Raw genomic sequence first — 19,863 nt, forward strand, 5'->3', positions numbered from 1 at the left:
ACGAAATGATCATCTATGGAACCGCGCTGCTTGCGTTCTGCCATCTGGCGGGACTCTTTCTCGGCGACCTGCTGGGGCTCGCGATCGGCGTCAAGACGAATGTCGGCGGCGTCGGCATTGCGATGCTGCTGCTGATTTTCCTGCGCCTTTATCTGCACGGACGCGGGCTGTTGCCGAAGGAAACCGAGGCGGGCGTGGGCTTCTGGGGCGCGATGTACATCCCCGTGGTGGTGGCGATGGCCGCCAATCAGAACGTGGTGGCCGCGCTCAAGGGCGGTCCGGTCGCGCTGCTGTCGGCATTGGGCGCGGTGGCCGTCTGCGCGTGCTGCATTGCCGTTCTTTCCCGCACCGGGAGCGACAGCACGTCGCTCGTCAGCGCGCCGAAACTCGAAGAAATCTGAGGCAGGAGACCATCATGTTGCATATGCTCGATAAAGTTCTGATCCAGAACGGCCTCGTGACTTCGTTCGCGCTGGTCGGCCTCATCATGTGGGTGTCGTCGCTGATCTCGCGCAAGCTGACCTTCGGGCGCGTGCACGGCTCGGCCATCGCGATCGTGATCGGCCTCGTGCTGGCCTATTTCGGCGGCGTCTTCACCGGCGGACAAAAAGGCCTCGCCGACCTGCCGCTCTTCACCGGCGTCGGCCTGATGGGCGGCGCGATGCTGCGCGACTTCGCCATCGTCGCGACCGCCTTCGAGGTGCAGGCCACCGAGGCGCGCAAGGCCGGGCTCATCGGCGTGGTGTCGCTGCTGCTCGGCACCGTGCTGCCGTTCATCGTCGGCGCGAGCATCGCCCACGCGTTCGGCTACACCGACGCGGTCAGCATGACGACCATCGGCGCGGGCGCGGTCACCTATATCGTCGGCCCCGTCACCGGCGCGGCCATCGGCGCGAGCTCCGACGTGATCGCGCTCAGCATCGCGACGGGCCTCATCAAGGCGATCATCGTGATGGTCGGCACGCCGATCGCGGCGGGTTTCATGGGACTGAAGACGCCCCGCTCCGCGATGATCTTCGGCGGCCTCGCCGGCACCGTCAGCGGCGTGAGCGCGGGACTCGCCGCGACCGATCGGCGGCTCGTGCCGTATGGCGCGCTGATCGCGACGTTTCACACGGGCATCGGCTGCCTGCTCGGACCTTCGCTGCTGTTCTTCGCGACCCGAGCGCTGATGGCCGCGTGAAACGCGCGAGCGAGCGCGGCGTGCAGAGTGCGGCGTGCATGATGCGCCACGGAGAAGCCTCATGAGCGTGCTGTTCACCTTCCCCGGCCAAGGCTCGCAGCGAAGCGGCATGCTGCACGCGCTGCCGGATCACGTCGCGGCCACTCGCGCGATCGAGGAGGCCAGCGACACGCTGGGCTACGACGTCCGCGCGCTCGACACCGCCGATGCGCTGCGCTCCACCACCGCGGTGCAGCTTTGCCTGCTGATCGCGGGCGTCGCGCAGGCGCGCGTGCTCGCCGCCCGCGGTCACGAGCCCGACCTCGTGACGGGCCTTTCGATCGGCGCCTATCCCGCCGCCGTGAGCGCCGGCGCGCTTCATTACGCCGACGCCGTGAGGCTCGTCGCCTTGCGCGGACAGTTGATGGAGCGCGCCTATCCGGGCGGCTACGGCATGACCGCGATCGTCGGCATGACACAGCGCGCGCTCGAACCTTTGATCGCGCGAGTCAACAGCGCGGCCATGCCGGTGTTTCTGGCGAACATCAACGCGCACACGCAGATGGTGGTGGCGGGCAGTCACGCCGCCATGCACGAACTCGCAACGCTGGCGGGCGAACACGGCGCGCAACGCTGCGAGCGTCTCGACGTGGCGGTGCCGTCCCATTGCGCGTTGCTCGACGAACCCGCGGCCGAACTCGCCGATGCGTTCGCCAGGGTAGCCGTGCAAGCGCCTCGCGTCGTGTATCTGAGCAGCAGCGTCGCGCGGCCGCTGTTCGACGGCCCGCGCCTCGCGGCCGATCTTGCCGGCAACATGGCGCGGCCGGTGCGCTGGCACGACACGATCAGGCTCGCGTGGGAGCGAGGCGCGCGGCTCGCGGTCGAGATGCCGCCCGCCAACGTGCTGACGCGGCTCAGTTGCGCGATCTTCGGCGAAGGCATTGCGGTGAGTTGCAGCGAGACGGCGCTGCGTGACGTTGAAGCGCTGATCGAACGGGAACGGGCGCGCGAATGACGTGAAGCGTCGGGCGACGCCTCGGTTGCCGCCTCAGTTTTCTAACCTCAGATGACGCTTCTCGTGCGAAGCCGGCAAACGGCCATCAGCGCGAGCAGGTTCGGATCGCGTTCGCGCGCGCGCAGAAAGCTCACGCCGATGGTCTGACGCATTAAAAATTGCGGCTTGAGCGGAATGAACTGCACCTGGTCGCCGAACACGCCGCGCACGCGGCCCGGCAACAGCGTATAGCCGACTCCGCCGCTCACCAGGTTCATCAACGAAAAGATATCGCCGACTCGCATGGTCACGTTCGGCGTGAAGCCCGCGACGCGAAACGCCTCCAGAAAACCGCGATACGTGACGAAGCCCTCGCCCAGCGAAACGAAGGTCTCGTCGCGGCAGTCGCACAGATCGACGGCCTCCTGATTCGCATACGGTGAACCGGCCGGCGCCGCGAAAAAGATGTCGTCCTCGAAAAGCGGAATGGACTCGATTTCCGGATCGGCGTCGGGCAAGGCCATCAACGCCGCATCGATCGCACCCCGCTTGAGCTTGTCGAGCAGTTCCGCGTTCGAGCCGAGCGCGAGTTCGACCTGGAGTGTCGGACGCCGCACCTTGATGTCGATGACGATGCCGGGCACGGCCCGGATGGTCAGCGAGTAAAGCGAGCCGATCTTCAGACGGTCCGACGAATAGCCCGCCGCCTCGCGCGTCGCGCGAATGCCGTCGGACATCGTGGTGAGCACTTCTTGCGCGACGTCGGCCAGCATCTGCGCCGCTTCGGTCGATTTCAGATTACGGCCTTCGTGCCGAAAGAGCGCGCATCGCACACCCTGTTCGAGCGAATGCAGCGCGCGATGAACACTGACGGTACTGACGTTCAACGCCTCGGCCGCCTTCGACAGGTTGCCCGTCTCCATGAAAGCGAGCAGGACTTCCAGCTTGCGAAAAGTGATCTCCTCGTCGATTCGGTCGCGCATCTCGATGCTTCGGCAGGTGGAAACAGGCCATTATCGGCTCGCGCCAGCGCTGCACAAATAGCGTTAACCCCGCATTCGCCCGCTCACGCGAACACCGGATCGCGGCGTTCCCGGTTGATCCATCTCAATCCGATGACGATTGCGAAGCCCGCTAGTTCTTTCGAACTACGGCCAACCGCGACGGCATAGTTCCAATGCCTCGCGCGTGACCCCCACTCGACGGATATTCATCCGCACCCCCGCCGCCCACAATCGTGCTCAACCATTCGAGCGGCGTCACATCATGAATCCCTTGCCTAACCCGATTTTCGACCAGAGCTGGCCACTGCAGGATGCCGCCGTGCTGATGTTCTGCCTGTCGGTGGCGATCTGGCTCGCGTGCTTCGTGATGGGACCTGCGACAGCACGCAACACGGCCGCGCCCGGACACCCCCGGGCGGGCCGACCGTCCAACAGGAGAATTGCAATGAACTCCCGGCCGATAGCATCGCGGCCAGGCCGCACGCTCGCGATCTGGTCCCCGAAGACAAGGCGTTCTGGGAACGTGAAGGCGAAGCGATCGCGAGGCTCAACCTGTGGATCTCGGTCCCCGCGTTGTTCCTCGCGTTCGCCATCTGGCAGGTGTGGAGCGTCGTCGCGGTAAGTCTGCCGACGCTCGGCTTCCGCTACTCGACCAACCAGTTGTTCTGGCTCGCGGCGGCGCCCGCGCTGAGCGGCGCGACGCTGCGCATCTTCTATTCGTTCATGGTGCCGCTCGTCGGCGGCCGTCGCTGGACGGCGATCTCGACGGCCTCGCTGTTGATCCCCGCCATCGGTATCGGTTTCGCGGTGCAGGACAACACCACCACCTATCCGACCATGCTCGGGCTCGCGTTGCTGTGCGGCCTGGGCGGCGGCAACTTCAGTTCGAGCATGGCGAACATCAGCTTCTTCTTTCCGAAGGAGCGCAAGGGCTCGGCGCTCGGCGTCAACGCGGGACTCGGCAACCTGGGGGTGTCGGTCGTGCAGTTCCTGAGTCCGCTGGTGGTCACCGCCGGCATCTTCGGCATCTTTGCCGGCGACCCGCAAAGCGTCGTCAAGGCCGGACAGACCACGCTCGTGTGGACGCAGAACGCCGCCTTCGTGTGGGTGCCGTGGATCGCCCTGGCGTCGCTCGCCGCATGGTTCGGCATGAACGATCTCGCGGAAGCGAAGGCGTCGTTCGCCGAACAGGCGGTGATCTTCCGGCGCAAGCACAACTGGCTGATGTGCGTGCTTTACCTCGGGACCTTCGGCTCGTTTATCGGCTATGCGGCGGGCTTTCCGCTGCTGATCAAGAGCCAGTTCCCCGGTGTGAATCCGCTCGCCTACGCGTGGCTGGGACCGCTCGTCGGCGCCGCGGTGCGCCCCTTCGGCGGCTGGCTCGCCGACAAGCTGGGCGGTGCGCGCGTCACGCTGTGGAACTTCGTCGTGATGGCGTGCGCGGTGGGCGGCGTGCTGATCTTCCTGCCGAGCGGCGCCTCGGCGGGCAGCTTCGCGGGTTTCTTCGGCAGCTTTCTCGTGCTGTTCCTGACCACGGGCATCGGCAACGGCTCGACGTTCCGCATGATCCCGGTGATCTTTCTCACCTCCAGGCTGCGCGAGGTCGACCCGGCGAACCGCGAAGCGGTGCAGCGCGCGACGCGGGAAGGCAACACCGAGGCCGCGGCCACGCTGGGATTTTCCGCGGCGATGGCGGCCTACGGCGGCTTCTTCATCCCCAAGAGCTATGGCAGCGCCATTGCCCTCACCGGCGGCCCTCAAGCGGCGCTGTACGTGTTCATCGCCTTCTATCTCGTGTGCATCGCCGTGACGTGGTGGCACTACGCCCGCCGCAACGCGCCGATGCCCTGCTGAAACCGGAGCCTGTTCCATGAGCCATTTTCTCGACCGACTGACCCACTTCGCGCTCCCCAAAGAGCGGTTCGCGGACGGTCACGGCGTCACCACGGGCGAAGACCGCACGTGGGAAGACACTTACCGTAATCGCTGGGCCCACGACAAGATCGTGCGCAGCACGCACGGCGTGAACTGCACGGGCTCCTGTTCATGGAAGATCTATGTGAAGGGCGGCATCGTCACGTGGGAAACGCAGCAGACCGATTACCCGCGCACCCGCTGGGACATGCCCAATCATGAACCGCGCGGCTGCGCGCGCGGCGCGTCGTACTCGTGGTATCTGTACAGCGCGAACCGCGTGAAATACCCGATGGTGCGCGGACGCCTGCTCGAACGTTGGCGCGCCGCCTTGAAGGCGCAGGGCGATCCGGTCGCGGCGTGGGCCTCGATCGTCGAGAACGCCGAGGCGCGGCGCGCGATTATCAAAAGGTGCGCGGCATGGGCGGCTTCGTGCGCAGCAGTTGGGACGAGGTGAACCGGATCGTCGCCGCCGCCAATGTCTATACGATCAGGAAGCACGGCCCGGACCGCATCATCGGCTTTTCGCCGATTCCCGCGATGAGCATGGTCAGCTATGCGGCAGGCAGCCGCTACCTGAGCCTGATCGGCGGCGTCTGCATGAGCTTCTACGACTGGTATTGCGATCTGCCGCCGGCCAGTCCGCAAATCTGGGGCGAGCAGACCGACGTGCCGGAATCGGCGGACTGGTACAACTCGTCCTACATCATCGCGTGGGGCAGCAATGTTCCGCAAACGCGCACGCCCGATGCGCACTTCTTCACCGAGGTCCGCTACAAGGGCACGAAAACCGTCGCGGTGACGCCCGACTACAGCGAAGTGGCGAAGCTCTCCGATCTCTGGCTGCATCCGCGGCAGGGAACCGATGCGGCGCTCGCGATGGCGATGGGTCACGTCGCGCTCAACGAGTTCTACTTCAAGACGCGCAGCGAATACTTCGACGGCTACGCGCGGCGCTACACCGACCTGCCGATGCTCGTGATGCTCAAGACGCATACGTTGCCGGACGGGCGCGAGACCCTGGTGCCGGACCGCTATCTGCGCGCGAGCGACTTCAACGGCAAGCTCGGGCAATCGAACAATCCCGAATGGAAAACCATCGCGTTCGACACGAACGGGCGTGCCGTGCTGCCCAACGGTTCGATCGGTTTTCGCTGGGGCGCCGAAGGCGGCGAGGACGCCGGCAAGTGGAATCTGGAGGACAAGGAAGCGCGTCACGGCGAGGCGGCCACGCTCAAGCTCTCGGTGCTGGAAGACGGCTCGCAACCGTATGAGATCGTCGATATCGCCCTGCCCTACTTCGGCGGCGTTGCGTCACCGCATTTCACCGCCAATGAACTGGACGGACAGATCAATCACGTCAAGGCGCCGGCGGTGCGCCTGCGTCTCGGCAAGGAAGGCGACGCGCGCGAAGCGCTGGTCGCCACCGTATTCGATCTGCAAGCGGCGCAGTACGGCATCGACCGCGGCCTCGGCAGCGGCGCGGCCAGTTACGACGACAATGCCGCGTACACCCCGGCCTGGGCGGAGTCGATCACCGGCGTGCCGCGCGATCAGATCGTCACCGTGGCGCGCGAATTCGCCGCCAACGCGGACAAGACGCACGGCCGCTCGATGGTGATCATCGGCGCGGCCATGAATCACTGGTATCACGCCGACATGAACTATCGCGGCGTGATCAACCTGTTGATGATGTGCGGCTGCATCGGCCAGAGCGGCGGAGGCTGGGCGCACTATGTCGGCCAGGAAAAGCTGCGCCCGCAAACCGGCTGGACCGCGCTTGCCTTCGCGCTGGACTGGATCCGTCCGCCGAGGCAGATGAACGGCACGAGCTTTTTCTACGCGCACACCGACCAGTGGCGCTACGAAAAGCTGAACATGGAGGAAATCGCTTCGCCGCTCGCGGACAAGCGTCTCTATGGCGGCAGCATGATCGACTACAACGTGCGTGCGGAGCGCATGGGCTGGCTGCCCAGCGCACCACAGTTGAAAACCAACCCCTTGCAGGTGGCGAAGCAGGCGGCCGAGCACGGCATGGAAGCGAAAGACTATGTCGTGCAGGGGCTGCGCGACGGCAGCTTGCAGATGAGCTGCGAAGATCCCGATGCGCCGCAAAACTGGCCGCGCAACATGTTCGTGTGGCGCTCGAATCTGCTCGGCTCGTCGGGCAAGGGCCATGAGTATTTTTGCAAGCATCTGCTCGGGACGGAAAACGGCGTGCAGGGCAAGGACCTGGGCCGCGACGACGCGCGCCCCGTCGAAGTCGAATGGCACGACGAGGCGCCGGAGGGCAAGCTCGATCTTCTGGTGACGCTGGACTTCCGCATGAGCACGACCTGCCTGTACTCGGACATCGTCCTGCCGACCGCGAGTTGGTACGAGAAAAACGACCTCAATACGAGCGACATGCACCCGTTCATTCACCCGCTCTCGGCGGCGGTCGATCCGGTTTGGCAGGCCCGTTCCGACTGGGAAATCTACAAGGGTTTCGCGAAGACTTTCAGCGAGGTCTGCGTGGGCCATCTCGGCGTCGAGCGCGATGTCGTACTGACGCCGTTGATGCACGATTCGCCGGCGGAACTCGCGCAACCCTTCGAGGTGAAGGAGTGGAAGAAAGGCGAATGCGATCTCATCCCCGGCAAGACGGCGCCGCAGATCGCCGTGGTGGAGCGCGACTACCCGAACGTCTTCAAGCGCTTCACCGCGCTCGGTCCGTTGATGAACAAGATCGGCAACGGCGGCAAGGGCATTGCGTGGAAAACCGAAACCGAGGTGACGCAACTCGGCCAGTTGAATGGCCTCACCCAGGACGACGGCCCGACCAAAGGCATGCCGCGCATCGTCACCGATATCGACGCCTGCGAAGTGATCCTGCAGCTTGCGCCTGAAACGAATGGTCATGTGGCGGTAAAAGCCTGGGAAGCGCTGTCGAAAGCCACCGGCCGCGAGCACAAGCATCTCGCGCTCTATCGCGAGGACGAGAAGATCCGCTATCGCGACGTGCAGGCGCAGCCCCGCAAGATTATCAGTTCGCCGACCTGGAGCGGCATCGAAAGCGAAACGGTCAGCTATAACGCCGGCTACACCAACGTTCACGAACTGATTCCATGGCGCACGCTGACCGGACGCCAGCAGTTCTACCAGGATCATCCGTGGATGATCGCGTTCGGCGAGGCCTTCTCGAGCTACCGTCCGCCGGTGGATCTGAAGGCGACGGGCGGCATGCATCACGTCAAGCCCAACGGTCACCCGGAGATCGTCCTGAACTTCATCACGCCGCACCAGAAGTGGGGCATTCACAGCACCTACAGCGACAACCTGCTGATGCTCACGCTGAATCGCGGCGGCCCCGTGATCTGGCTCAGCGAAGACGACGCGAAGCGCGCCGGTGTCGAGGACAACGACTGGGTCGAGCTGTTCAACATCAACGGCGCGATTGCGGCGCGCGCGGTGGTCAGCCAACGGGTCAATTCCGGCATGGTGCTGATGTATCACGCACAGGAAAAGATCATCAATACGCCGGGTTCGGAGATCACCGGGGTACGCGGCGGCATTCACAACTCGGTCACCCGGATCGTGCTCAAGCCCACCCACATGATCGGCGGCTATGCGCAACTGAGCTACGGGTTCAACTACTACGGGACGATCGGCACCAACCGCGACGAATTCGTCGTGGTCCGCAAGATGAAAGACGTCGACTGGCTGGATACCCCACGCGGCGACAAACTCGCACGCGCCTATCAGTCCCAGGGCGAGAACCCCTGATCGATCGCCGGTCCCAAGGAGCCAAATCATGAAAATACGCGCACAGATCGGCATGGTGCTGAACCTGGACAAATGCATCGGCTGTCATACCTGCAGCGTGACCTGCAAGAACGTGTGGACGAGCCGGCCGGGCGTGGAATACGCCTGGTTCAACAATGTCGAAACGAAGCCGGGCATCGGCTACCCGAAAGAATGGGAGAACCAGGACAAATGGAACGGCGGCTGGGTGCGCCACGCCGATGGTTCGATCGCGCCGCGCCAGGGCGCGAAGTGGAAACTGCTGATGCGCATCTTCGCCAATCCGAACCTGCCGCAGATCGACGACTACTACGAGCCCTTCACGTTCGACTACGACCATTTGCAGAGCGCGCCGGAAATGAAAGCGGCGCCGACCGCCAGGCCGCGCAGCCTGATTACCGGTCAGCGCATGGAGAAGATCGTCTGGGGGCCGAACTGGGAAGAAATTCTCGGCGGCGAGTTCAGCAAGCGCAGCAAGGACCGCAATTTCGACGACATCCAGAAGGACATCTACGGCCAGTTCGAAAACACCTTCATGATGTATCTGCCGCGCCTGTGCGAGCACTGCCTGAACCCGGCTTGCGTCGCATCGTGCCCGTCCGGCTCGATCTACAAGCGCGAGGAAGACGGCATCGTGCTGATCGACCAGGACAAGTGCCGCGGCTGGCGCATGTGCGTGAGCGGCTGTCCGTACAAGAAGATCTACTACAACTGGAAGAGCGGCAAGGCCGAGAAATGCATCTTCTGCTATCCGCGTATCGAGGCCGGACAGCCGACGGTGTGCTCCGAAACCTGCGTCGGACGCATCCGCTATCTCGGCGTGCTGCTGTACGACGCGGACCGCATCGAACAGGCCGCGAGCGTCGAGCACGACAAGGACTTGTACGAGGCGCAGCTCGGCATCTTTCTCGACCCGCACGATCCTGAAGTGATCGAACAGGCCCGCAAGGACGGCATACCGGAGAACTGGCTCGACGCCGCGCGCGCGAGCCCGGTCTACAAGATGGCGGTCGACTGGAAGGTGGCGTTGCCGTTGCACCCCGAATACCGCACGCTGCCGATGGTCTGGTATGTGCCGCCGCTCTCGCCGATCACCGCTGCCGCGAACGCGGGCCACGTGAGCGCCAACGGCGAAATCCCCGACGTGAACCAGTTGCGCATTCCGGTCAAATATCTCGCGAACCTGTTTACCGCGGGCGACACGAAACCCGTGGTGCGCGCGCTCGAACGGATGCTCGCCATGCGCGCCTATCAGCGCGGCAAACAGGTGGACGGCTGGGAAAACCACGCCGCGCTGCAACAGGTAGGTCTCAGCACCCAGGAAGTGGAAGACATGTACCGCACGATGGCGATCGCCAATTACGAAGACCGTTTCGTGATTCCGACCACGCACCGCGAGTATGCGGAGAACGCCTTCAACGTGCGCGGCGGTTGCGGGTTCAGCTTCGGCAACGGCTGCTCCGATGGCGTGACGGAAACGAGCCTGTTCGGCAGCGAGAAGAAGCGCACCATTCCCATCAAGGCCGAGGTCTGAACGATGTCCACTCAAGCCCTTCATTCCGCCGCGCATGCCACGACGCTACGCGTGCTCGCGCATCTGCTCGACTATCCCGACGCGGCGCTGCGTGAACATCTACCCGACCTGCGCGCGGCCTTGCACGGACAGCGCACGCTGAGTGCCGCGCGGCTCGCCGAACTCGATGCGTTGATCGATCAGCTTCTGCACGCCACGGGCTTCGACGCCGAGGCCGCCTACGTCGACCTCTTCGACCGGGGACGCGGCACCGCGCTGCACCTGTTCGAGCACGTTCACGGCGATTCGCGCGACCGCGGCCCGGCGATGATCGATCTGCTCAAGACCTATGAGGAAGCGGGACTCTATCTCGCCTCCGGCGAACTGCCGGACCACCTGACCGTGGTGCTGGAATACGCGTCGACGCAACCGCCGCTAGCGGCCGCCGATTTTCTGCGGGAGATCGCGCACATCCTGCGCAGCATCTTCAGCGCGTTGACGAGGCGCGAGAGCGCCTACGCCTGCGTGCTGGCCGCGCTGCTCGATCTGGCCGGCGAACCGACGAAGCTCGTCGAGGTGGCCGCCGAGCCCTTGCTCGATGAGACGTGGAGCGAGCCCGCCGCCTTTGGCGGCTGTTCATCCGAGGGGCAACGCAGTCCCGGCGAATCGCAACCCGTGCGTATCGTCAGAACGCCACGCCAGCCGGAACATGGTCAACCCGGTCAACCCGGTCAATCCGCGCATGGAGCGTCCACATGAATATCGCCGCGCACACCTTCTTCTTCAGCGTCTATCCGTACATTTGCCTCGCCGTGTTCCTGCTGGGCAGTCTCGCGCGCTTCGACCGCGATCAGTACACGTGGAAGAGCGATTCGTCGCAGCTTCTGCGCGCGGGCCAATTGCGCTGGGGAAGCAACCTGTTTCACATCGGCATCCTGTTCCTGCTGTTCGGGCACACGGTGGGCCTGCTGACGCCGCATTTCCTCTACGAGCCGTTCATCAGCGCGCAGCACAAGCAACTGCTGGCGATCATTTCGGGCGGGACGGCCGGCCTCATCTGCTTCGCCGGTCTGAGCGTGCTGCTGCACCGGCGCATCTTCGATCCGCGCATCCGTCTCACGAGCCGGCGGACCGATCTGGCGATTCTCGTGATTCTCTGGGTGCAACTCTGCCTCGGCCTGCTCACGCTGCCCTACTCGTTCGCCGACCGGGGCGATGCGCATACCATGCTGGCGCTCGCCGACTGGGCGCAGCGCATCGTGACGTTCCGCCCCGACGCAAGCGGCCTGCTCGCGGTCGAGTGGCCGTTCAAGGTGCATATCGTGCTCGGCATGACGATCTTCCTGCTGTTCCCGTTCAGCCGGCTGGTCCATGTGTGGAGCGGCTTCGCATCGGTCGCGTACCTGGTGCGCCCTTATCAACTGGTGCGCTCGCGGCGCCTGAACGTGCCGGCCGGTCATCAACAGCCGCGTCGCCGAATCTGACTCGCAGGAGGATCGAAACATGCAAGAGAATCTGTCCGCCGTCGCAACCGTCAATGGGATTGCGCTGCATGGCGGTGGCGACATGCTGTCCGCCGAGGATTTACGCCAGCGTGCGTGCATCGAACTGCTGCGCCAGTCCGCCATCGAGGCAGGTCTGCTCGCCGCGGACGACCCGCTGCCCACCGACGGCGCCATCAGCGTCGCCGCCTCCGAGGCGATCGACGCCTTGCTGGAGCGCGCATTGCAATTGCCTGAACCGACCGAGGACGCCTGCCGCCGCTACCATGCCGCGCATCGAAACCGCTACGCCGTCGGCGAGCGGGTGCGTGCGCGTCATGTGTTGTTCGCCGTCACGCCCGGCGTCGATATCGGCGCGCTGCGCAAGCGCGCCGAAGCGTGCCTGCTGGATCTGCGCTGCGACGATGCGGCAGCCGACGACCGCTTCGCCCGCGTGGCGCGGGATCTGTCGAACTGTCCGAGCGGCGGCGCGGGCGGAGACCTCGGATGGCTGCGCGCCGACGAATGCGCGCCCGAGTTCGCCAAAGCACTGTTCGGCCGACCGGACATCGGCGTATTGCCGCAACTCGTGCACAGCCGCTTCGGCCTGCACGTGGTCGAGGTCATGGAGCGGGACGCCGGCGCCGTGCCCGCCTTCGAGGCGGTGCGCGAGGCGGTCGCGCAGGCGCTGCGCCAGCAGACCTTCGCCACGGCGCTGCGCCAGTACGTCAGCGTGCTCGCGGGCCGGGCCGCTATCGCGGGCGTGGACCTCGATGCCGCGGCCACGCCCCTCGTCCAGTAGTCTTTTCAGTATCCGTCCGGCTGTCGCGGCTGTCGCGGTTGTGCCGGCTCTGCATTTCGCCGGAGGAGCGGCATGCCGTTGATCGACATCTATCCGCTGCTTAAATTCAGCCATGTCTCGCTGGTGGGTTGCAGCGGCGCGTTTTTCGCGGTGCGCGGCGCGGCCGTGCTGACGGGCCGGGGCTGGCCGATGCGCAGTCACTGGCGAATCCTCAGCTATGTCATCGACTCGCTGTTGCTGGCCGCGGGCGTCACGCTGTGGCTCATGCTGCGCCTGAACCCCGCGCGCGACGTGTGGCTAGGCGCGAAGCTTCTGCTGCTCCTGCTATACATCGTGGCCGGTTCGCTCGCCGTCAAGCGCGGACACACGATGGTCGTGCGCGGCGCCTTCTACGGAGGCGCGATCAGCCTGTACCTGCTGATCGCGTCGATTGCGCTCACGCACGATCCGCTCGGTTTGCTGGGGCGCTGGTAGTCGTGATTTCCTTTCCGGTTCTCCGCGCATCGCCCGGCGCGGGGTTTCGCAAAAGCATCGACGAAGGCGGCGCGGCGTCTCGCCATACCGGAACCGTGGAACACGCTTCGAATTGATCTGGATCAGTTCTTTCAGGTGCACCGCCGGTGACTATATCGCCTAAGCTTTCGGGCGCTGGGCGAGCCCGTTTCAACCGTCTGGAGCGATCCAGGAACCCACATGAGCAGATTCCGGACACTCGCCGCCAAGCTCGGCATCATCGGCGGCACGCTGCTGCTGGTGGCGTTCGCTTCCATCGGCTACACGCTCTGGGCAAGCTGGCAACTGGAGGGCGGCGCGGCCGCCGTCAACGAAGCGGGCCGCATGCGCATGCAAACGTGGCGGCTCGCGCAGACGCTTGCGCGTGGCGACACGCTGTTGGCGAAGACGCAGGTCGACCAGTTCGAGCAAAGCGTCGCCCTGTTGCGCGACGGCGATCCATCGCGGCCCTTGCTCGTGCCGCGCGATGCGGGCTCGACGGCCGCCTTCGCCGACGTGCAGCGCACCTGGCAAATAGTACGGGCGGCATGGACCGCCTCGCCCGCGCCGGACCCGAGCGAGGCCGCGAAGCAGGCCGAGGCCTTTGTCGGACACATCGACGTGCTCGTCTCCGCGATCGAAGTGCGCCTCGCCTATCTGACCACCATCCTGAACCTGCTGCAGGTTCTCATGATCGGCCTGACCATCGCCAGTGCGGTAACGCTGCTCTACTCGGCGTATCTGTTCGTCTTCAATCCGCTTGAGCGGCTCAGATCCGGCCTCACGCGCGTGCGCGAGGGCGATCTGTCGGCGCGGATCGCGGTGGAGTCGAGCGACGAGTTCGGCGCCGTCTCGGAAGGCTTCAACCAGATGACGGAAACCTTGCAGGAGCTCTACCAGAATCTCGAAGTCAAGGTCGAGGAGAAGACGGTGCGGCTCGCCGCACAGCATGCGCGATTGACCGCGCTGTACGAAGCGAGCGCGTTCGCGGCGCACGCCTCGACGCTCGATGAACTGGCCGATGGTTTCGCGAGGCAGGTGAGACGCGCCGCGAAGGCGGATGCATCGGCGATTCGCTGGTCCGACGAAGCGAACTTGCGCTATCTGCTGGTGGCGTCGGACGGCCTGCCCCGCCACGTGATCGACCGCGAACAGTGTATTCCGACGGGCGATTGCCATTGCGGCCAGGCCGTGGCCCACGCGGACACGCGCGTGATCCCTATCCGGCTGGACGGTACGGGACTGCTGCGCGACTGCGGACAAGCGGGCTTCACGACCGTCATCAGCGTTCCGGTGCAACTGCAGGACCGCATGATCGGCGAGATGGATCTGTTCTACCGCGCCCCCACCGCGCTCAGTGGCGAAGACCGCGCGTTGCTGGAGACGATGGCGAGCCATCTCGCTGTCGCGATCGAAGGGCTCAGGGCCGGCGCGCTCGAACGTGAAGCCGCCGTTGCCGCGGAGCGAAGCCTGCTCGCGCGGGAAATGCACGACTCCATCGCGCAAAGCCTCGCGTTCATGAAAATCCAGACCGCCCTGCTGCGCGGCGCGCTCAAGGACGCCGACGCACCGCGCACGGAACGCACGATCGGTGAGCTCGAGGCCGGCATTCACGAAAGCCTCTCCGACGTGCGGGAATTGCTGATGCACTTTCGTACCCGCACCAACGCCGAGGACATCGTTCCCGCGCTGCAAACCACCCTGAAAAAGTTCGAGCACCAGACGGGGCTGGTTACGCATCTGTCAATCGAAGGTACGGGTGTTCCGTTGCCCGCCGACGTGCAAGTGCAGGTGCTGCATGTCGTGCAGGAAGCGCTGTCCAACGTGCGCAAGCATGCGCACGCGCGCGAGGTATGGCTGGACGTCCAGCAGACGCCGCAGTGGCGCGTGGAAGTCCGGGACGACGGCTGCGGCTTCGCGACGGAGGCCACCGCCCAGGACGAAACACATGTGGGCTTGCGCATCATGCACGAACGGGCCGAGCGCATCGGCGCCGACGTCGACATTGCGTCGGTGCCGGGCTCGGGCACCTGCGTCGTGCTGACGCTACCCGAACGCAGGAGACTGGCAGCATGACCGAACATAAACAGATTCGCGTTCTCGTGGTCGACGACCATTCTCTTTTCCGGCGTGGCGTGATTGCGCTGCTGACGATCGATTCGCGATTCGTCGTGGTGGCCGAGGCCGGCGATGCCGGTGAAGCCTATCGACGCGCCGCCGAGACGCAACCCGATGTCATTCTTCTCGACAATCATCTGCCGGGCGTGAATGGCGTGGACGCAATCGCGGGATTGCGGGAAGCGGCGCCGCGGGCTCAGGTGCTGATGCTGACTGTCAGCGAGGACGAACGCGATCTGGCTGCCGCGCTGCGCGGCGGCGCGCGCGGCTATCTGCTCAAGACGGTGGACAGCGACGGCATGGCCGCCGCGATCGTCAGAACGATGGCGGGCGAATCGGCGATCAGCCCCGAGATGACCGGCAAGCTGGTGACCGCGTTTCAGTCGCTGCAAAGCGCAGCAAAGGTGGATGAAGCATCGGCCGAGCAGGATCCGATTCATAGCCTGTCCGCGCGCGAGGACGAAATTCTTGGCTATATCACGCGCGGCAAGACCAATAAGGAAATCGCGCGAGCGCTGAACATTGCCGAAGCGACGGTGAAGATCCATGTGCAGCACATCCTGCGAAAGTTAAAGCTCAGTTCGCGCGTGCAAGCGGCAGCCTATGCGGTCGCCCGGGCAGCCTGATCGCGGCGCGTGTGGGACATGCAGACACGCGCGCGTGAGTCGGGAATTCGCGGCGATCTCCTGACTTCCCGACGGCCTCCGGGCCATGCGGAAATCAGCGTCTACGACGCTTCGACGTGTCCACCTGAGTCATGTCAACAATCTCAGCGTGGGAACACGAAATCCGAACGGAACGCGCTTTAAGATCTGCGCAAGGTCTATCTTTGGAGAAGCATGATGAAGATCGGTGAACCCGCTTCATTGAATGCGTCGCGCGATGCCGACACTCTGCCGGTTCTGCGGCTCGGCTTTCGGCCGTTCTATCTGGGCGGAGCCGGCTTTGGCGTCATCGCCGTCGTGCTGTGGCTGCTCGCGCTGCACGGCTATCCCGTCGCGGGCCGCTCGACCGTGATGAACGGGATGATGTGGCATGTCCACGAAATGATCTTCGGCTTCGTCGCCGCGATCGTCGTCGGCTTTCTGCTCACGGCGGTACGCGCGTGGACCTCGCTCGATACGCTGCGGGGGCCGTCGCTCGGATGGCTTTGGCTGCTGTGGGCCGGCGGCCGCGTGCTGATGTGGTTCGGCCCGCAGCCGCTCGCCGCGCTAATCGACACCGCCTTCTTGCCTGTTGCCGCCATCGTGCTGCTGCGCGTGCTGCTCGCCGCCCGCAATCGCCGCAATCTGTTTCTGCCCGTGGCGCTGGCCGCGCTCGGCTTGCTGAATGGACTTTTCCACTGGTGGCTGGGGCACGGCCGCGCGGACCTCGCGTTGCGCGCCGCGTATGCGGCAACCGGACTCGCGATCATGTTCGTGACGGTCATCGCCGGACGCGTGATTCCGATGTTCACGATGAACGCGATGCCTGGATTCACGGCGAAACGCTGGAAGTTCGTTGAAATGCTCGCCACGCCCACCGTCATCGTGGCGTTGCTCGCGGATGCCTTCGCCGCGCCCTCCGCGTTGATCGTCGCCAGCGCCGGAATCGCCGCCGCGGTCCACGCGGCGAGAATCGCGGGCTGGCATTCGTGGCGAGTCCTTTCACGGCCGATTCTCTGGATTCTTCACGCAGCCTATGCATGGATTCCCGTCGGCCTCGTGATGCTCGCCCTGGCGGCAATGGGCATCGTGCCGCACTCTCTTGCGATTCACGCGCTAACGGTCGGGGCCATGGGATGCGCGATCATCGCGATGATCACGCGCACGGCGCTCGGTCATACAGGGCGCATGCTCGTCGCGGGCCGCGCGGAGATCGCGAGCTACTGGCTGATGATCGCGGCCGCCCTTCTGCGTGTCTTTGGGCCGTGGTTAGCCAATAGTGCAACGGCCGCGTGGGTCGACGCAGCAGGCGTGTGCTGGGCCGCGGCGCTGGTCGTTTACCTGCTCAAATACGTGCCTTATCTGACTTCGCCACGTGTGGATGGAAAGCCCGGTTGACATGCGTCCTCCGGCCATTGGCATGCGACAAAATGCACATCGATCATCGGATCGAAACAACTACTATGAATATACGTTTATTGAAGCCGATGATCCCGGTTTCGGCCGGGTTCCAGTGGCGCTCGTCGACGGCGTGCCGATGCGCGCAGTCGAACACTGCCACGTTCGGCTTCAATGAGATTCCTTGTCTTCGAGGAGAAGCCCATGCTCAGTCCGCATGAAGTTGCCGCGCTCATCCTGGTCGGGAGCGCAACCGATCACCATGACCTGAGTCACGCCGACCTCGAAGTACTACTCGAACGCCGGCTCGCCACGTTCGAACAGATCGCGCCGAACACGAGGCGCGTTCACTTGACCGAACATGGGCAAGCGATCCTGCAAGCGGTGGCGCGGTATGGACTCCATTGATCCGGATGGTTTGGCTCCCTACGGAGATCGATCCTGACAATGTCGCTCGATGCTGGTTCTCTAGATCAGCTTCGAATAGGATGACGCGGTCGGCTGGCCGAGATACCGGTCAAACACCATTCCAATGGCGCGCACGAACAGACGTCCTTTTGCCGTAACCGAGATTCCATGCGCATCCGTTTTCAACAGTCCGGCTTCCTCGTAGGGTTGCAGCCTCGCCAGTTCATGCGAAAAATACTGGGCAAAATCGATTCCGTGAACCCGATTGATCCGGTCGAAGTCTAGCGGCATGCTGCACATCAGCGTCATGATGACTTCCCGGCGCAGAAGATCGTCGGCGCTCAGCGCTCGTCCTTTTTCAACGGGCAATCGCCCTTCTTCCAGATGCTGATAGTACGTTTGCAGGGAGCGCGTCGACTGGCTGTAGGAACTGCCGACCTTCCCGATAGCGGATACGCCAAAACCAATCAGATCGCATTCCGCCCTGGTGGTATAGCCCTGGAAATTGCGATGCAAGCTTTTGTTTTGTAGCGCGCGACTCAGTTCGTCTTCCGGCTTTGCAAAATGATCGAGGCCGATGTAAACATATCCGGCCTCGAGGAGCCGTCGCGTGGACAGGGCGAATATGCCCAAACGCTCTTCCGCCGAGGGCAACTCGCTATCGACTATCAGCCGTTGCGCCTTGAACCGTTGTGGCAGGTGCGCATAGTTGTACAGCGCGATACGGTCCGGCGACAAACGAATGATGTGGTCGAGCGTGCTATTGAAACTCGCAAGCGACTGTCGCGGCAGGCCATAGATGAGATCGACATTCACCGACTGGAAGCCCGCATCGCGGCTTGCGGCCAGCGCCTTCTCCACCATGCCGAGCGGCTGGATGCGATTCACCGCCTGCTGGACCGCAGGATCGAAATCCTGCACGCCGAAGCTCGTGCGGTTGAATCCCAGAGCGGCCAATGCGGACAGCGTGGCGCCATCCACGGTGCGGGGGTCGATTTCCACACCGAGTTCGGCCTCCGGTGCGAAATCGAAATGGCCTCGCAGCATATCCATTAGCTGCGCGAGTTCCGCGAGACTGAAAAACGTCGGTGTACCTCCACCTAGATGCAATTGCTGCGTGCGGCGGTCGCGGCCCAGATGCGGCACGACCAGATCCATCTCCCGGCCGAGATAGCGCAGATATTCCGCCGCCCTGCCGTGGTCGCGGGTGATGATCTTGTTGCAGGCGCAGAAGTAACACAGCGACTCGCAAAACGGCAGGTGCACGTAGATCGACAGCGGCGGATTGCTGGCGGCCTCGGCTCGTTCGCCCAGGTACGTTCGGTAGGACCGTTCGTCGAAATCGCTCGTGAACCGGTCAGCCGTCGGGTAGGACGTGTAACGCGGACCCAGATTGTCAAACCGGCGAATCAGCGTTTCGGAGATCTCGATGTCGAGGGCGGAGCCGGCATGGGGCAGCGGCGCGTTCACGGGAGCATTCCCCTCTCTGGAGGTTGTGGCATATCGATTCCTGTTGACGGGAACATATCCGCACATACGGCATGTGCGGCAATCGTTGCCTGATTGTCCGGTCTGGAATCTGGACAGCCTTGATTTATGTCAGCGAAGGGCGGTTCCGGCAACGCTGCTGCTCTACTCGTCGTCGCCGCTGTCGTGTGGAAGCGCGAGGCGGACGAAGATATAGAATTTTTCTACAGCTTGCGTGCAAGCGTGCCGCCCGCGCGTACGTGGTGGATCCGAAAGGTTTAGCGGTTTGATTCCGCCGCGAAATGCGCGAGGACGTCTCGCAGCACGATGGCCTGGTTATGCTCCTCGTCCTTCGCGCCGTACACGAGCGTAATGGGTTGTCCCTTCGCATCAGCCAGGAGCGACCGCATGCGTTCTCGAAGTTCTTCAGCATCGAGTTCGTGCCGATAGCGTTGCTGGAAGACTTCCCATCGCTCCGGCTTGTGTCCGAACCATTCGCACAAGGCGGCGCTTGGCGCGATGTCGCGCGCCCATTGGTCGAGCGCCAATCTCTCCTTGCTGCGGCCGCGAGGCCAGAGCCGATCCACGAGGACGCGATAGCCATCATCCTGCGTCGCCTCCTCATACGCCCTCTTGATGAAAATCCTCAACCCTTCGCGGTTCGAATGCGGCATTCCTTGCTC

Annotated in this window: 15 protein-coding genes and 2 pseudogenes; 14 read left to right on the top strand and 3 right to left on the bottom strand. The window is 64.1% G+C overall.

All coding sequences use genetic code 11. From position 1 onward, the window contains the following. Nucleotides 1-5 precede the first annotated feature (5 nt). The 3 genes from madL (at nt 6) to mdcH (ending at nt 2,177) form a co-directional block, all read left to right on the top strand. Nucleotides 6-401, top strand: a complete 396-nt coding sequence (gene madL, locus ACTJLC_RS00555) for a malonate transporter subunit MadL (RefSeq protein WP_073426717.1) — start codon at nt 6-8, stop codon at nt 399-401. Nucleotides 402-415: 14 nt separating this feature from the next. Further along, entirely contained in the window at nt 416-1,183 is a 768-nt protein-coding gene (gene madM, locus ACTJLC_RS00560; RefSeq protein WP_073426718.1) for a malonate transporter subunit MadM, read from the top strand. 61 nt (nt 1,184-1,244) lie between these two features. After that, a complete protein-coding gene (gene mdcH, locus ACTJLC_RS00565) occupies nt 1,245-2,177 on the top strand; it encodes a malonate decarboxylase subunit epsilon (protein ID WP_440843166.1) in 933 nt (310 codons plus the stop codon). Nucleotides 2,178-2,224: 47 nt separating this feature from the next. Here mdcH and ACTJLC_RS00570 read toward each other — a convergent pair whose 3' ends face one another. Beyond that, entirely contained in the window at nt 2,225-3,139 is a 915-nt protein-coding gene (locus ACTJLC_RS00570; RefSeq protein WP_073426720.1) for a LysR family transcriptional regulator, read from the bottom strand. Between the two features lie 466 nt (nt 3,140-3,605). Here ACTJLC_RS00570 and ACTJLC_RS00575 point away from each other — a divergent pair. The 11 genes and pseudogenes from ACTJLC_RS00575 (at nt 3,606) to ACTJLC_RS00625 (ending at nt 17,713) form a co-directional block, all read left to right on the top strand. Continuing rightward, nucleotides 3,606-5,014 (top strand): annotated as a pseudogene (locus ACTJLC_RS00575) (NarK family nitrate/nitrite MFS transporter). 16 nt (nt 5,015-5,030) lie between these two features. Further along, nucleotides 5,031-8,839, top strand: a pseudogene (locus ACTJLC_RS00580) (nitrate reductase subunit alpha). A gap of 28 nt (nt 8,840-8,867) precedes the next feature. Next, entirely contained in the window at nt 8,868-10,391 is a 1,524-nt protein-coding gene (narH, locus tag ACTJLC_RS00585; RefSeq protein ID WP_114162378.1) for a nitrate reductase subunit beta, read from the top strand. A 3-nt stretch (nt 10,392-10,394) separates the two neighbouring features. Continuing rightward, nucleotides 10,395-11,129 (top strand): nitrate reductase molybdenum cofactor assembly chaperone, encoded by a 735-nt coding sequence (gene narJ, locus ACTJLC_RS00590; protein WP_114162377.1) that lies wholly within the window; start codon nt 10,395-10,397, stop codon nt 11,127-11,129. Next, entirely contained in the window at nt 11,126-11,854 is a 729-nt protein-coding gene (narI, locus tag ACTJLC_RS00595; RefSeq protein WP_114162376.1) for a respiratory nitrate reductase subunit gamma, read from the top strand. Before narJ ends, narI begins: the two co-directional genes overlap by 4 nt. Nucleotides 11,855-11,873: 19 nt before the next feature. Then, complete coding sequence (locus ACTJLC_RS00600; RefSeq protein ID WP_440843167.1) at nt 11,874-12,653, top strand: peptidylprolyl isomerase; 780 nt, start codon at nt 11,874-11,876, stop codon at nt 12,651-12,653. Nucleotides 12,654-12,725: 72 nt separating this feature from the next. Continuing rightward, nucleotides 12,726-13,127 (top strand): SirB2 family protein, encoded by a 402-nt coding sequence (locus tag ACTJLC_RS00605; protein ID WP_440843168.1) that lies wholly within the window; start codon nt 12,726-12,728, stop codon nt 13,125-13,127. A gap of 219 nt (nt 13,128-13,346) precedes the next feature. Continuing rightward, complete coding sequence (locus ACTJLC_RS00610) at nt 13,347-15,221, top strand: type IV pili methyl-accepting chemotaxis transducer N-terminal domain-containing protein (protein WP_440843169.1); 1,875 nt, start codon at nt 13,347-13,349, stop codon at nt 15,219-15,221. Continuing rightward, the gene (locus ACTJLC_RS00615; RefSeq protein WP_440843170.1) at nt 15,218-15,889 is read left to right on the top strand and encodes a response regulator; all 672 of its coding nucleotides are present in this window, start codon (nt 15,218-15,220) and stop codon (nt 15,887-15,889) included. The genes ACTJLC_RS00610 and ACTJLC_RS00615 overlap by 4 nt, the downstream gene beginning before the upstream one ends. Nucleotides 15,890-16,105: 216 nt before the next feature. Beyond that, nucleotides 16,106-17,305, top strand: a complete 1,200-nt coding sequence (locus ACTJLC_RS00620; protein ID WP_440843211.1) for an NnrS family protein — start codon at nt 16,106-16,108, stop codon at nt 17,303-17,305. 204 nt (nt 17,306-17,509) lie between these two features. Beyond that, nucleotides 17,510-17,713 carry a hypothetical protein gene (locus ACTJLC_RS00625; protein WP_114162370.1) on the top strand — a complete coding sequence of 68 codons (204 nt, stop codon included), beginning with the start codon at nt 17,510-17,512 and terminating at the stop codon, nt 17,711-17,713. Nucleotides 17,714-17,773: 60 nt separating this feature from the next. Here ACTJLC_RS00625 and hemN read toward each other — a convergent pair whose 3' ends face one another. Together hemN and ACTJLC_RS00635 are read right to left on the bottom strand one after the other, a co-directional pair. Next, entirely contained in the window at nt 17,774-19,183 is a 1,410-nt protein-coding gene (gene hemN / locus ACTJLC_RS00630; protein ID WP_244219991.1) for an oxygen-independent coproporphyrinogen III oxidase, read from the bottom strand. A 275-nt stretch (nt 19,184-19,458) separates the two neighbouring features. Continuing rightward, complete coding sequence (locus tag ACTJLC_RS00635; protein WP_114162368.1) at nt 19,459-19,854, bottom strand: DUF488 domain-containing protein; 396 nt, start codon at nt 19,852-19,854, stop codon at nt 19,459-19,461. Between the last annotated feature and the right edge of the window lie 9 nt (nt 19,855-19,863).

The organism is Paraburkholderia sp. 22099 (genome assembly GCF_052045835.1).
Classification (GTDB): domain Bacteria; phylum Pseudomonadota; class Gammaproteobacteria; order Burkholderiales; family Burkholderiaceae; genus Paraburkholderia; species Paraburkholderia terricola.